Source organism: Lysinibacillus sp. NPDC093197 (genome assembly GCF_044754025.1).
Lineage (GTDB): Bacteria > Bacillota > Bacilli > Bacillales_A > Planococcaceae > Lysinibacillus.
Genome location: NZ_JBIVOH010000009.1, coordinates 194,874 through 208,364 on the forward strand (window position 1 = coordinate 194,874; position 13,491 = coordinate 208,364).

General features: G+C 37.7%; 14 protein-coding genes and 8 tRNA genes. 21 read left to right on the plus strand and 1 reads right to left on the minus strand.

Annotated elements, in window-relative coordinates:
• The first annotated feature begins 32 nt into the window (after nucleotides 1-32).
• The 3 genes from ACIP9G_RS20095 (at nucleotide 33) to ACIP9G_RS20105 (ending at nucleotide 2,664) form a co-directional block, all read left to right on the plus strand.
• Nucleotides 33-512 carry a PH domain-containing protein gene (locus ACIP9G_RS20095; RefSeq protein ID WP_340822048.1) on the plus strand — a complete coding sequence of 160 codons (480 nt, stop codon included), beginning with the start codon at nucleotides 33-35 and terminating at the stop codon, nucleotides 510-512.
• On the plus strand, nucleotides 505-1,977 hold the full coding sequence (locus ACIP9G_RS20100; protein WP_401021757.1) for a PH domain-containing protein: 1,473 nt from the start codon (nucleotides 505-507) through the stop codon (nucleotides 1,975-1,977). Before ACIP9G_RS20095 ends, ACIP9G_RS20100 begins: the two co-directional genes overlap by 8 nt.
• Nucleotides 1,978-2,088: 111 nt before the next feature.
• Nucleotides 2,089-2,664, plus strand: coding sequence for a GNAT family N-acetyltransferase (locus ACIP9G_RS20105; protein WP_340822050.1), 576 nt, complete (start codon nucleotides 2,089-2,091; stop codon nucleotides 2,662-2,664).
• A 106-nt stretch (nucleotides 2,665-2,770) separates the two neighbouring features.
• On the opposite strand, the gene ACIP9G_RS20110 is transcribed toward ACIP9G_RS20105, so the two are convergent.
• Nucleotides 2,771-3,391 carry a rhomboid family intramembrane serine protease gene (locus ACIP9G_RS20110; protein ID WP_401021728.1) on the minus strand — a complete coding sequence of 207 codons (621 nt, stop codon included), beginning with the start codon at nucleotides 3,389-3,391 and terminating at the stop codon, nucleotides 2,771-2,773.
• A gap of 64 nt (nucleotides 3,392-3,455) precedes the next feature.
• Here ACIP9G_RS20110 and acpS point away from each other — a divergent pair, with 64 nt between their 5' ends.
• The 18 genes from acpS (at nucleotide 3,456) to ACIP9G_RS20200 (ending at nucleotide 13,321) form a co-directional block, all read left to right on the plus strand.
• Nucleotides 3,456-3,809, plus strand: a complete 354-nt coding sequence (acpS, locus tag ACIP9G_RS20115) for a holo-ACP synthase (RefSeq protein ID WP_340822054.1) — start codon at nucleotides 3,456-3,458, stop codon at nucleotides 3,807-3,809.
• A 91-nt stretch (nucleotides 3,810-3,900) separates the two neighbouring features.
• Complete coding sequence (locus ACIP9G_RS20120; protein WP_340822056.1) at nucleotides 3,901-5,013, plus strand: LolA family protein; 1,113 nt, start codon at nucleotides 3,901-3,903, stop codon at nucleotides 5,011-5,013.
• A gap of 490 nt (nucleotides 5,014-5,503) precedes the next feature.
• Nucleotides 5,504-6,625 carry an alanine racemase gene (gene alr, locus ACIP9G_RS20125; RefSeq protein WP_401021733.1) on the plus strand — a complete coding sequence of 374 codons (1,122 nt, stop codon included), beginning with the start codon at nucleotides 5,504-5,506 and terminating at the stop codon, nucleotides 6,623-6,625.
• A gap of 510 nt (nucleotides 6,626-7,135) precedes the next feature.
• Complete coding sequence (locus tag ACIP9G_RS20130; RefSeq protein WP_139859927.1) at nucleotides 7,136-7,399, plus strand: hypothetical protein; 264 nt, start codon at nucleotides 7,136-7,138, stop codon at nucleotides 7,397-7,399.
• A 4-nt stretch (nucleotides 7,400-7,403) separates the two neighbouring features.
• Nucleotides 7,404-7,754 (plus strand): type II toxin-antitoxin system PemK/MazF family toxin, encoded by a 351-nt coding sequence (locus tag ACIP9G_RS20135; RefSeq protein WP_008177055.1) that lies wholly within the window; start codon nucleotides 7,404-7,406, stop codon nucleotides 7,752-7,754.
• Between the two features lie 277 nt (nucleotides 7,755-8,031).
• On the plus strand, nucleotides 8,032-8,376 hold the full coding sequence (locus ACIP9G_RS20140) for an STAS domain-containing protein (protein ID WP_340822058.1): 345 nt from the start codon (nucleotides 8,032-8,034) through the stop codon (nucleotides 8,374-8,376).
• On the plus strand, nucleotides 8,363-8,833 hold the full coding sequence (rsbW, locus tag ACIP9G_RS20145) for an anti-sigma B factor RsbW (RefSeq protein ID WP_340822060.1): 471 nt from the start codon (nucleotides 8,363-8,365) through the stop codon (nucleotides 8,831-8,833). Before ACIP9G_RS20140 ends, rsbW begins: the two co-directional genes overlap by 14 nt.
• Complete coding sequence (gene sigB / locus ACIP9G_RS20150) at nucleotides 8,811-9,596, plus strand: RNA polymerase sigma factor SigB (RefSeq protein ID WP_340822062.1); 786 nt, start codon at nucleotides 8,811-8,813, stop codon at nucleotides 9,594-9,596. Before rsbW ends, sigB begins: the two co-directional genes overlap by 23 nt.
• 151 nt (nucleotides 9,597-9,747) lie before the next feature.
• Nucleotides 9,748-11,922, plus strand: coding sequence for a Tex family protein (locus tag ACIP9G_RS20155; protein ID WP_401021737.1), 2,175 nt, complete (start codon nucleotides 9,748-9,750; stop codon nucleotides 11,920-11,922).
• A gap of 66 nt (nucleotides 11,923-11,988) precedes the next feature.
• Nucleotides 11,989-12,462: a SprT family protein gene (locus tag ACIP9G_RS20160; protein ID WP_340822065.1), complete on the plus strand. Its 474-nt coding sequence runs from the start codon at nucleotides 11,989-11,991 to the stop codon at nucleotides 12,460-12,462.
• A 79-nt stretch (nucleotides 12,463-12,541) separates the two neighbouring features.
• Nucleotides 12,542-12,618 (plus strand) — tRNA-Asn (locus tag ACIP9G_RS20165).
• Between the two features lies 1 nt (nucleotide 12,619).
• Nucleotides 12,620-12,691 (plus strand) — tRNA-Glu (locus ACIP9G_RS20170).
• Nucleotides 12,692-12,721: 30 nt separating this feature from the next.
• Nucleotides 12,722-12,797: transfer RNA gene (locus ACIP9G_RS20175), tRNA-Asp, on the plus strand.
• 5 nt (nucleotides 12,798-12,802) lie between these two features.
• Nucleotides 12,803-12,877, plus strand: a tRNA-Gln gene (locus ACIP9G_RS20180).
• A 15-nt stretch (nucleotides 12,878-12,892) separates the two neighbouring features.
• Nucleotides 12,893-12,965 (plus strand) — tRNA-Lys (locus ACIP9G_RS20185).
• Between the two features lie 71 nt (nucleotides 12,966-13,036).
• Nucleotides 13,037-13,122, plus strand: a tRNA-Leu gene (locus tag ACIP9G_RS20190).
• A 29-nt stretch (nucleotides 13,123-13,151) separates the two neighbouring features.
• Nucleotides 13,152-13,228: transfer RNA gene (locus tag ACIP9G_RS20195), tRNA-Arg, on the plus strand.
• Between the two features lie 19 nt (nucleotides 13,229-13,247).
• Nucleotides 13,248-13,321, plus strand: a tRNA-Gly gene (locus tag ACIP9G_RS20200).
• Nucleotides 13,322-13,491: the final 170 nt, after the last annotated feature.

Consider the following 13,491-nt stretch of genomic DNA (forward strand, 5'->3'; position numbering starts at 1 on the left):
TATACATAGGTAATGAAAAGAGGAGGAACAACATGAGAGCTGAACCAATCCATCAAATTTCCCGAAAAGGGTTAACTGTATGGCGATTATATGGTGTGTTACAAACATTACTATTGTTAGTCGTCGCAGCATTGGTATGTTACGGTACTTATTATTTTGATTGGCCATCATTTATTTATATCATTGCAATTGCTGTTGTTTTATTAAGTGCCTTTTTATTGGCGTATTTATTCCCTAAAATCCGATGGGAGCGTTGGAGATATGAAGTGCGTGAGCATGAAATTGAAGTACAACATGGTTTATTTGTTGTAAAACGCACACTTATACCAATGGTACGTGTACAACATGTCGATACTACACAAGGGCCTATTTTAAAAAGATATAGCTTAGGAAATATTTCAATTTCTACAGCTGCCACAGTACATACAATTCCTGCACTTGTCATGGATGAGGCAGATGGACTTCGTGCACGTATTTCGGAATTAGCAAGGGTGGCAGAAGATGATGTCTAATGAAGTGTATCGATTGCACCCAGTATCGGCCATTATTTCTAGTGTCAAAGCGCTAAAAAGTATGATATTACCTGTTGCGATTATTATTATTAGTAACGGTTTTAACTTTTCATTTAACTTCCGCAGCGAACATTTTTTTGAAACAGTTTTATTGTTTGGAGTGTGGGGTGTAGCAGCAGTGCTTGCACTTGTTGGTGGTATCGTTAAATGGCGTACTTTTGTTTATTGGTTTGAGGATGGCGAATTACGGGTGAAGTATGGGTTATTCGTAAAGAAGAAGCGTTATATTCCATTTGAACGCATTCAAAGCTTGAATTACCATGAAGGTATTTTTCATCGGCTATTCGGATTAGTAAAGGTGCAAGTTGAGACTGCGGGGAATAAAGGCGGTAAGCCAGAGGTAGAATTGACAGCTATCCAGAAAATAGCAGCAGACGTAATAGAACAGGAAATGCGTCGTGCAAAAACGCAATTCGCTCAACACATTGACGTTGAACAGTCACCTGAGCAAATAGGTGAAGTAATGGTTCCTGCTATTTACCATATGTCGATGCGGGATTTACTTGTATTAGCAACGACTTCTGGTGGGATAGGAGTAGTATTGTCTGGGCTTGCGGCAGTAGTCTCACAGTTTTCGGATATTATCCCTTATGAAGAGGTTTTTCATGAACTGGCGGATTTTGTGAAAGTTGGGGCATTTTTAGTTGCCTTAATGGTCATGTTCGTACTTATCATTGCATGGTTAGTATCGGTTGTTATAACACTTGTAAATTATTACGATTATACAGTTCGTATTGAAGATGAAAAGCTAATGATTACTAAGGGGTTACTGGAGAAGAAAAGAATTACACTACCTTTAAACCGTATTCAGGCAATCCGAATTGTTGAAAATCCTTTGCGACAAGTATTTGGCTTTGCTACTGTTGTTGTAGAAAGCGCTGGTGGCAACGGTGAAAAAGGTCGAGATAAGAAAATTGCGTTATTCCCATTAATTAAAAAGCAAGATTGTTTACAAACATTAGTTCAGCTTTTCCCTGAAATGAATTGGCAACCTGAATTTACGAGGGCTCCGAAACGAGCACGTCCATTCTTTTATCGCATAGATTTTTTATGGCTTGTACCGATTTTAGGTGCTTGTAGTTATTTCTTATATCCTTATGGGTTGTTGTCATTATTACTAATTCCATTATCAATATTGCTTGGCATTTGGCAACATAGAACAGCGGGTTATATGATTGACGGAAAGCAACTCGCAATGCAATATCGTATTTTCAGTCGTATCACATTGTTTATGGAGAAAAAACGTATACAATCTATGGAAAGTAGTCAAACGTATTTCCAAAAGCGCAAGCAAGTGATGTCTATAAAAGCCACGGTAATGTCAGGAATGTCTGGTATGACAGGTAATGTACCAAGCTTAGAGCAACGAGATGCAGAAACCATATTATCTTGGTATGAACATTAATAGATAAAAAGCCAATCTTTACATGAAAATGTGGAGATTGGCTTTTTTTATATACAATAATAGGAAAAACGCGTTTATAATAGAATAAATCAACGAAAAGGGGTGGGATTGATGTTTAAATACAGCATAAATGAACATACATATTTAAAAATGTTGGATTTAAGTGATGTAGATGAATTATTTGCGCTAACGGATCGTTCGAGAGAGACTTTACGTGAGTGGTTACCCTTTGTAGACAATGTGAAGACGGTCAAGGATACGGAACAATTTGTACGAAATGCGATGCAACAATATGCCGATAATAATGGAATACAGGCTGGAATTTATTATGATGGTAAGCTAGCGGGAGTTATTGGTTATCATCAAGTGAATTGGCAACATAAATGGACGAGCATTGGCTATTGGCTTGGAAGTGATTTTGTTGGCAAGGGGCTTGTGACAAATTCTATGAGGGCATTCATCGATTTTGCTTTTGACTATTTAAAGTTAAATCGCATTGAGGTACGTGTTGCAGTAGGAAATATTCGTAGTCGTACAATTCCAAAAGTGTTAGGTTTTAATGAAGAAGGACGATTAAGAGATGCTGAATGGTTATACGATCATCATGTGGATCAAGTTGTATATGGGATAACCGCGGCAGAATGGAAAAAAATAAAAATGGCTAAAGAGGCTAATGTTGTACTATAATTTCAACGATAGTATGACAGTGATGCGGAGTTTTTGAGCTGAAAAAAGAGGACTAGCCCTAAGTGATATAGACGTCACTGTTTGGGTCAGCTCCTCTTTTTATAAGCTATTTGCCAGCCATTTTTTGCTTGCGCCAGCTTAAAATTCTTTTGGGATGTAAGTAAATAAGACCGAGAACGAATCCTGTCACTAAACCACCTAAATGTGCATAAACATTTACATTAGACTGTAAGAAAGTCATGATGACACTGATGACGATAATCGGCAATATAAGCTTACGAAGCATTGGCATTGTGCGACGTGTATAGTATACAAGAGCACCGAACGCTCCAAAAATCCCGAAAATTGCACCACTTGCGCCAAGGCTAGCATAGCTTCCGTCATTAAGCATAAAGGTTGCCATGTTACCTACGATACCAGATAATAAATAAATCGTAATGAAACGTGCTTTACCTGCAATTTTCTCAAGTTCTGGCCCAAATAAAAACAGGGAGAACATATTAAAGAGCACATGCATAAAGTTTGCATGCAAAAACATTGCTGAGAAAACTCGCCACCATTCACCGCTTTGTACGAGGAAATTGACCTGAATCCCATAATTCCACAGAAGTTCCCCTATAACGGGAACAAGTGTTAATACATAAAGAATTAGATTCACTGCTATTAATGTTGAAACGACAGGGTAATAACTTGTATATTGCTTAAAATTTTCTGTTCTACTAAACATAGCTCCACCTCAATTTACAATTATTATACATGGCTTTTTGGAAATAAGAAAAGGAGAAGTTCATATGATTAAAGGAATAGGTCTCGACATTGTAGAAACCGAGCGTATTGTGAAGGCAATGACTCGTACAGATAAATTTAAAGACCGGATTTTATCAGAGAAAGAAAGAGCACTATTTGCTTTGCATACAGAATCTCGCAAAGTAGAGTTTTTGGCAGGACGATTTGCCGCAAAAGAGGCCTTTTCGAAAGCGCTAGGCACAGGTATCGGTAAAGATTGTGCACTGCAAGATATTGAAATATTAAGAGGGGAAGCTGGTAACCCTGTTTTATATTTTAAAGGAGAGCTTGTAAATGGCTTTGTCAGTATCACGCATTCTAAGCAATATGCAGCCGCACAAGTAATATTACTGTTGTAATAAAATATATTGCCTTTTCATCAAATGACATAACTGACACATACGGTTCATATATTGTCGTAGTGGATTTGAAAGAAGAAAGGGTGAAAGCGTGGGCAACCGTTTAGTTACTTGGCTCGTCTTAATTTGTGCGATATTACTTCTGTCGGCGTGTGGTACAGCCTCACAGGAAAAAGTGTTAAAGAAAGTTAATGGTAAATGGTCAGAGACGAATGGTTATGAGTTAGACGCTAAGATGGAGATTAAATCAGGTGGAGAACCTAGAACGTATGATGTTACGGTATGGCATACTAAACCTGATTTCTATCGAGTGGAAGTAGTTGAAAGTGGGAAAGATGTTTCGCAAATGATTGTGCGTAATGCAGATGGAGTTTTTGTTGTAACACCAACATTAAACAAAATGTATAAGTTCCAAAGTGATTGGCCAAAGAAAAATAGCCAGGCATATTTAATCGGAGCACTAGCAGAAGATTTAGCAGAAGATAAAAATTTAGTCATGAAAGAAGAGGACAAAGCATATATATTTGAAGCGGCTACTAGAAATAGCTATAAAAATAGTATGCCTCACCAAGTCATTACAGTTGATAAGAAAACTATGCTCCCTACATCAGTAGTCATTATGAATGATGTCAAGGAAGAGCAAATCCGTATCACTTTTAATAATATTAAATTAGGTGTACAACATGCTGCAAAAGAGTATGCTGTTGAGCAATTTACTGAATCAGATGATTCAAAAGGCGAACAAGCTGCACCTACAAATAAAGACGGAAAAGATGCTACTAAAGATGAAAAAGATGCTAAAGGTGAAAAAGATGCTAAAGGTGAAAATGGTGAAAAAGAAGCAGTCGGTGCAGAGGTTGAGTATGAAGAATTCCAAACGCATTATCCAGTTGTGAATTTCGAGAACACTAAAATGACAGATGAGAAAGCTATTCGCGAGGGTGGCATGGATCGTGTTATTTTAACGTTTGAAGGTGATAAAGCGTTTACGGTTATGCAACAACCAGTTATGAAAGAAACGTCTATGTTACCAGTTACTTCACCTGGCGATCCTGTAGACTTAGGATTTACAATCGGAGCTATTACCGATACGTCTATTAGCTGGGAAAAAGATGGAGTTGCATTCTTTGTAGCTTCTAGTAAATTAACCCGTGAAGAAATGGTGGAAGTTGCTGCTTCCATGACGATAAGCAGTATGAAATAATTTTTTCAAGCTACAGTTTTCGATATAAAGGAAGCTGTAGTTTGTTAGAAAAAAATGTAAATTTGATAATAACACTATTCTATAGATAATACAAACTATAGAATAGTGTTATGTAATTTGTAAAAACAAGCGGTTTTTTATAGGGAAAAAAAGGGAGATAGCGATGCGTCGTCGAATTTAAGTAACGAGTGCTGTAAATTTTTATGTAAAGTTGATTCGAATTGCGGACGAGCATTATGCTTGAAATTCAACCTTTGCGGAAGTTCTTTACTTCGAGATTTAGAGGATGAATGCATTAAATTCAATGAGGAGCTTCAACCTTGCTGAATTAAGTTAAAGGAATCTGATTATAGTATAGATTTTTAAGAGAAGTTTTTTTAGAAAGCTTGAGAAAATTCTGGATGTAAATAAGGCTAATGCATAATTGAATTGTTATTTGGTAGTTTTTTCAATACATAACGGTTTAATAAATAAAAAAGAGGGTATTCTAATGGAGACACAGCAGCATTTTAGACCAACGAAAGCAATTGTAGATTTACAAGCAATTCACCAAAATATAAAAAATTTAAAAGAACTACTTCAACCAAATGTACAAATTATCGCAGTCGTAAAAGCCAATGCATATGGACATGGGGATATAGCAGTTGCACAAGCTGCTTTGGAAGCTGGCGCAACGATGCTTGCAGTGGCTACACCAGACGAAGCATTACATATTCGGGCACATTTCGAAGAACCAGACATACTAATATTAGGAGCATCACCAGTAGCGTTTGCACCTTATGCAGCGCAACAGCGTATTTCACTTACAGTATTTTCTAGTGAATGGATACAGCAAGCTTCAACGTTCATAACTGGTGAAGCAAACCCTTTACAACTACATATAAAGGTTGATAGCGGGATGGGGCGAATTGGGGTTCGCACAGAGAAAGAATTGTTAGAGGTATATCATACAATCAATTCAACATACAATGTAGAATTGGATGGCATTTTTACTCATTTTGCAACTGCCGATGAGAAGGATACAGCCTATTTCGATAGTCAGGTACAATTATTTGAAAAGCTTATTTCTACATTGCCTGAAAAACCTAGACTAGTACATGCATCCAATACAGCAACGGCATTAGTAAAAGATCATCATTTACACTATGACGCTGTACGTTATGGCATCTCAATGTATGGGCTAGCGCCATCTACTTACGTAGGAGAAATTTTACCATTTCCATTGAAACCTGCCTTTTCACTTGAGAGTGAACTTGTGCATGTCAAACAGTTAAAAGCTGGTGATTCAGTAGGTTACGGAGCAACATTTATTGCACAGACAGATATGTGGATTGGAACTATTCCGGTAGGCTATGCGGATGGGGTTATTCGTAAGTTAGCTGGACAAGATGTACTTATAGACGGACAAAGAATGCCGATAGTTGGACGAATTTGTATGGACCAATGTATGGTTGCTCTACCAAAAGCATATGCTATAGGTAAGAAAGTGACGCTTATTGGTCGTCAAGGGCAAGAAGTTATTTCAATGGATGAATGGGCAACAAGACTTGAAACTATTAATTATGAAGTACCATGCATTATTACAGCCAGAGTTCCTCGAGTATACATTTAACTTGTTGCAGCATAGGTTTTTCACTTCTACAAGTAGTGGAGAAATGTTAAATAAGTAATGACTTCTGTATGGGTCACACGGAGGCAGGCTGAATCATATTATTAGTTACTAGTGCATGTCTCAGATTTTAACAGGAGCTTTTAGAGTAAGCTCTAAAAAAGTCTGAAGGCAATCACGCCTGAGATGTAATTGATTTTATTTATAGCAGTCATCAATAAAAATAATTTTCTATATACTTCGCAGTTAGAAAATATTTGTCGAAATTAATAATTGTGTGGGAAAACTTAATCCAATTCGGTTATAACGTAGGCATATAAGGAATGTAAGCAACAGGCACCAATGTCAAAGAGACATATGGAAGCAGTATTTACCATCGACAACCAACGAAATTTTACTACTTGTTCTTCAAATAGTCAGATATTTTGTCATTTCATGTCTTTTCAACAATATCTTTCAATGGTAGAATGAGTTGTAATGAAAAAGTGTATGGTTCCGTTGGAGGTGCTTGCTGTGTACGAGAAAAAGTTAAGAGAAGCTACAATTGCTGTTCAAGATAGACTGTTTCTACAAACAAAGGAAGTAATTGAAGGTGAATCTTTTGTGCGTTTTTTGTCGCGCAAAAATTTAATGCAGGAGCAACCAAATCAAATACGGGAAGCTATGATGAAAGGATATGTTGAGATGTCTCATATTAATCTGATGATTGCAAGTGAATGCTTGCACGCGGAATATGAAGCGCAACATACAGTGGAGCGTCTCGTTAGCGGGGGATGACACTTTGAATGTAAAACGTGGTGACGTTTTTTTTGCAGATTTATCGCCGGTAGTTGGGTCCGAACAAGGTGGCACTAGGCCGGTATTGATTATTCAAAATGATATTGGAAATCGATTTAGTCCGACTGTCATCATCGCAGCAATTACTGCACAGATTCAAAAGGCAAAGTTACCGACACATGTTGAAATAAATGCTGAGAAGTATGGATTTGAACGTGACTCGGTCATTTTGCTTGAGCAAGTACGTACAATCGATAAGTCTAGGTTGACTGATCGTATTACACAGCTCGATCATGCAGTGATGGAAAAAGTGGATGGAGCGTTGATGATTAGCTTAGGGCTTGTTAAATTTTGATATACATATATGTATAGAGCATCAGGGATTTTACGTATCCTGATGTTTTTTTAATTTTTTGCGTTATCATATAGTTAAAATACTATTTAGTAGTATTAATAGAATGAAAAAAATGCAAGTAATATCGATTTATAAGTTTTGTAGAAAAATGTCGATGCTTTTATGTTAACTCTAAAAAAAATTAAAGTTATGATAATAAATATAATTAATTATGTTTAACATCCGATAAATGTGGGAAAAGAAAAAAAGTCGAATAAATATGGTGGAGGTGTACTATATGGACATGGTGGTGCATTTTAAAAAAGATGGTACAAAATTATATGGGTTTGTTGAAGGTGAAATTGATACGTATACAGCCTCAGGTCTTCGTGAGGAACTAGAGGCAGTAAAGGTTACAAAAGGTATTGAAATTGAATTAGATTTATCAAAAGTAAATTATATGGATAGTACTGGTCTTGGTATTTTTGTAGCTTTTTATAAAAGAGCTTTACGTGAAGAAGGTAAAGTAAAGATTGTTGGACTGTCTAAGCGACTACAAAGATTATTTGAAATTACTGGCTTAAGTGAACTGATGGATATTGAAACTGATAAAAAGGTGGAATTAAGCAATGAAGGAATTTGATTATATTGAAATAAGGGTTCCTGCAAAACCTCAGTTTGTCAGTGTCATTCGTTTAACTGTTTCTGGATTAGCTAATCGTATTGGATTTAACTTCGATGAGATCGAGGATTTGAAAATTGCAGTTAGTGAAGCGGTAACGAATGTTGTACACCATGCTTATAAAGATGCTGAGGAAGGCGAAATTGTAATAGGTTGCGCCCTTTATGATAACAAGTTGGAAATGATGATTGCAGACTATGGAAATAGTTTTAATTTTGAAGAAGTTAAAACAAAAATTGGGCCTTATCATCCTGAAGATAGTATTGCGGGGCTAAGAGAGGGCGGTTTAGGGCTTTATTTAATGGAAACTTTGATGGATGAGGTGATGATTAATAACGATGGTGGCGTAACTGTTTTCATGACAAAGTACGTCGCTAGGGAGCAGGTGGAAAAAAATGTCGAAAGAATCACTACATAAATCTTCTTCAAAAGAAGATGTGTTAAAGTGGATAGCACAGTACCAAACAACAGAGGATGAAGAAGCACAAACCAATTTGGTAATTCATTATCGAAATTTAGTAGAGTCCATCGCTCGCAAATATTCGTATGGTAAATCTTATTATGATGATATCGTACAAGTAGGGATGTTGGGGTTACTAGGTGCAATAAGACGTTTTGATGCAAGTTTTGGCCGCAGTTTTGAGGCATTTGCTGTACCTACTATTGTTGGAGAGATTAAGCGATTTTTACGAGATAAAACATGGGACGTTCATGTGCCAAGACGAATTAAAGAGATAGGGCCACGTATTAAATCGACTGTAGAATCGTTAACGATAGAGTTCCAACGTTCACCTTCCATTCAAGAAATTGCTGAGCGATTAGAGGTACCTGAGGAAGAAGTTTTAGAAGCGATGGAGATGAGTCGCAGTTATCAAGCACTCTCAATGGATCATTCAATAGAATCAGATAATGACGGAAGTACTGTCACACTAGCTGATATTATGGGTAAAGAAGATATGGGTTATGAAATGACCAATAGAAGGATGATCGTTGCTGATGCTATGGAAGTTTTAAATGAACGAGAGAAGCAAGTTATTCAGCTTACTTATTTAGAGCAGCTTAGCCAAAAAGAAGCGGGCGAACAATTGGGCATTTCTCAAATGCATGTATCCAGAATACAAAGAAAAGCAATTAAGAAATTACAAGAAGTCATTCTTGCAAGTGGTAGTGTGCCACTGTGAGGATGAAACGAAGGCGTTTATTACTAGAGGATTTCTCCGTCCAATAGCAATAAGTGTCTTGTTTTTTGTCTTTTTTTCCCATCTTATAGACTATCCTTGGTTTTTTATTGAAGTGTAGTGTTAAAATGAAAAGAAAAAAGGTAGTGATAATGTGGAACAAAAACAAATGTTACAGCTTATTGCAAAGGATGTAGCTATCAGACCAAATCAAGCAGAGGCAGTGATAAAATTATTAGATGAGGGTAACACCGTTCCGTTTATCGCGCGTTATCGAAAAGAAGCTACTGGTTCTCTGGATGAGGTACAAATTAAAGCTGTAGAAGATCGTTACCATTACATACAGCAACTTGAACAACGTAAAGAAGAGGTTCTTCGATTAATTCAAGAACAGGATAAACTAACTCCCGAGCTTGAAAATGCAATTCAGATAGCAACGGTTCTACAGCGTGTAGAAGATTTGTATCGTCCATACAAGCAAAAACGACGTACAAAGGCGACAATCGCAAAGGAAAAAGGATTAGAATCTTTAGCCGACATTCTATTAGAATATCGTAATGAAGCATTAGTCCAGTTAGCTCAACAATTTGTTGACGTGGAGAATGTTGCAACAGTAGATGACGCATTAGCTGGGGCACGTGACATTTTAGCAGAGCGCTTTGCGGATGATGCGGGTATAAGACAAAAAATCCGTGCCTTTTCTTGGAAAGAGGGCGTACTTACAACCACATTAAAAAATGCAGAAGTAGATGAAAAAAAGGTTTTTGAAATGTATTACGAATATGAAGAACCTGTTAACCGCATTGTTCCTCACCGTATTTTAGCAGTGAATCGTGGGGAGAAAGAGGATGTCTTAAAGGTAGCGATACAAGTGCCGATAGATCGAGTACTGATGATTATGTGGAAAGAATGGATACCTGCTACAGGTTCATCGCCAGCTATCGCGGAGGTGAAGCTAGCGATAGAAGATTCCTACAAACGATTAATTCAGCCATCTATAGAAAGAGAATTACGCAATGAATTAACAGAAAAAGCAGAGGCGCAAGCTATTCACATTTTCTCAGAAAATCTCCGTAACCTCTTGCTACAGCCACCGCTAAAGGGCAAATACGTTTTAGGAGTGGACCCTGCTTATCGAACTGGCTGTAAATTAGCTGTTGTTGATGAGACAGGAAAAATGCTAGAAGTTACAGCTATTTATCCACATCCACCAAAACCAGATGTGGCAAAATCAAAGGCTGTAGTGAAAGAAATTTTAGCGAAGTATCCTATTAAGATTATCGCGATTGGTAACGGTACTGCCTCACGTGAAACGGAGCAGTTTATTGCTGATGTATTGAGTGAAGTGAAAACAGATGCGGCATATGTGATTGTAAACGAAGCTGGTGCATCAGTTTATTCAGCGTCCGAGATTGCGCGTACTGAATTTCCAGATTTACAAGTAGAGCAGCGAAGCGCCGTTTCTATCGCACGACGTTTACAAGATCCATTGTCAGAATTAGTGAAAATTGAGCCAAAGGCAGTAGGTGTTGGTCAATATCAACATGACGTTTCTCAAAAGAAATTATCAGAGTCGTTAACATTTATAGTAGAAACTGCAGTCAATCAAGTCGGTGTTGATGTTAATACAGCGTCAGCTTCATTAATGCAATATGTTTCTGGGTTATCGAAAACTGTAGCCGAAAATATTGTGAAAGTTCGCGAAGAAAATGGACAATTCACAACGCGTTCGCAGCTAAAGAAAATCCCGCGACTTGGTGCAAAAACGTATGAGCAAGCAATCGGATTTTTACGTGTGCCTGAAGCGAAAAACCCATTTGATGCTACAGGTATTCACCCAGAAAGCTACAATATAGCTGAACAAATTTTAGAAGTAGCAAATTTAAATAAAAAAGAACTAGGAACGCAAAAGGCGGAGGAAGCAATTGCATCCCTTAATGTTCAAGAACTAAGTAATACATTAGGTATGGGTGTTGTTACAATTCAGGATATTGTGGATACATTGAAGAAGCCAAGTCGAGATCCGCGCGATGCCTTTCCGCAGCCACTACTAAAAACAGATGTTTTGAAAATGGAAGATTTACAGGTAGGTATGGAATTACAAGGCACTGTACGTAATGTAGTCGATTTTGGTGCATTTGTTGATATCGGTGTTAAGCAAGATGGGCTTGTGCATATTTCTAAGTTACAAAAGAAACGTATTAAGCATCCATTAGAAGTTGTGGCGCTAGGTGATATTGTCACAGTTTGGGTGGAACAGATAGAGGTAAACAAAGGGCGTATTTCGTTAACAATGCTACCTCCAGAAAAACAAACAATTGAAAAGTAGTAATAATTTATTGCCACACTGTCTATACTGCGCAGTGTGGTATTCTTATTGTTAGAGGTGATAAAGTTGAACAATGAGGAACTGCAACAGCTTGTAACCCGCATTTCATTAGAAAGTTTTCATAAACCATTCATGCATCGCGCATACTTTAACTCAAGACTGCGTTCAACAGGTGGTCGCTATCTTTTACAATCCCACCATATTGAAATAAACCCAAAAGCATATGAAATGTATGGTGTCAGTGAGGTTGAGGGGATAATTCTTCACGAATTATGTCATTATCATTTGCACATAGAAGGGAAGGGCTACCAACATCGAGATAAAGATTTTCGAGATTTATTGAAAAAAGTGAACGCTCCACGATTTTGTTCAGCGTTGCAGAAACCTACATCTCGGAACGGAAAACAGCGTTCTCAATATAAATACACTTGTATAAAATGCCACCAAATATATGTTAGAAAAATAAGATTAAATGTGAAGAGATACTGCTGTGGCAAGTGTTCAGGGCAATTAAAGTTAATTGGTGAAAAAAACTTTTAAAAAAAGATTGACGTTTACTGAGCTTATCCTTATAATAGTAAAAGTCGACAAGATAAAGACGACAAAACAATATGATTATTCCGAAGTAGCTCAGTTGGTAGTAGCACCTGACTGTTAATCAGGTTGTCGCAGGTTCGAGTCCTGCCTTCGGAGCCATGGCCCCTTGGTCAAGCGGTTAAGACACCGCCCTTTCACGGCGGTAACACGGGTTCGAATCCCGTAGGGGTCATTTTTCATAAATATAAATAATTGTAACATTGGTCCCGTGGTGTAGCGGTTAACATGCCTGCCTGTCACGCAGGAGATCGCCGGTTCGATCCCGGTCGGGACCGCCACTTATTGGGGTATAGCCAAGCGGTAAGGCAACGGATTTTGATTCCGTCATGCCCTGGTTCGAATCCAGGTACCCCAGCCATTCATTTCTTAATTTGAGCCATTAGCTCAGTTGGTAGAGCATCTGACTTTTAATCAGAGGGTCGAAGGTTCGAGTCCTTCATGGCTCATCTTTTTTTAAGAAAAAAGGTTGATATTTCAAGTTATCATAGTATAATAAGAAAGTTCCTATTTTATGAATGCGGTCGTGGCGGAACGGCAGACGCGCTAGGTTGAGGGCCTAGTGGGGGCAACCCCGTGGAGGTTCAAGTCCTCTCGGCCGCACCAAGTCAAGTCAGTTCGGTTATTTAATACTTGCGCCCGTAGCTCAATTGGATAGAGCGTCTGACTACGGATCAGAAGGTTGTGGGTTCGACTCCTGCCGGGCGCGCCATTATAAAATTAAAATATTTGCGGGTGTAGTTTAATGGTAAAACCTCAGCCTTCCAAGCTGATGTCGTGAGTTCGATTCTCATCACCCGCTCCAAAAAAACATTTTAAAAAAATGTTGACATCACAAATGATTGATGATATGATGTAAAAGTTGCTAAAAACAAATGGCAACAAAATGAACCTTGAAAACTGAACAAGCAAAACGTAATCAATATAGTTTTTATTAACTAACATATGTTAGTGAACGAAACAAAATTTTGGACA

Coding starts and splice junctions, on each gene's coding strand:
- ACIP9G_RS20095 (WP_340822048.1), top strand. CDS start 33: ATGAGAGCTGAACCAATCCATCAAATTTCCCGAAAAGGGTTAACTGTA.
- ACIP9G_RS20100 (WP_401021757.1), top strand. CDS start 505: ATGTCTAATGAAGTGTATCGATTGCACCCAGTATCGGCCATTATTTCT.
- ACIP9G_RS20105 (WP_340822050.1), top strand. CDS start 2,089: ATGTTTAAATACAGCATAAATGAACATACATATTTAAAAATGTTGGAT.
- ACIP9G_RS20110 (WP_401021728.1), bottom strand. CDS start 3,391: ATGTTTAGTAGAACAGAAAATTTTAAGCAATATACAAGTTATTACCCT.
- acpS (WP_340822054.1), top strand. CDS start 3,456: ATGATTAAAGGAATAGGTCTCGACATTGTAGAAACCGAGCGTATTGTG.
- alr (WP_401021733.1), top strand. CDS start 5,504: ATGGAGACACAGCAGCATTTTAGACCAACGAAAGCAATTGTAGATTTA.
- ACIP9G_RS20140 (WP_340822058.1), top strand. CDS start 8,032: ATGGACATGGTGGTGCATTTTAAAAAAGATGGTACAAAATTATATGGG.
- rsbW (WP_340822060.1), top strand. CDS start 8,363: ATGAAGGAATTTGATTATATTGAAATAAGGGTTCCTGCAAAACCTCAG.
- sigB (WP_340822062.1), top strand. CDS start 8,811: ATGTCGAAAGAATCACTACATAAATCTTCTTCAAAAGAAGATGTGTTA.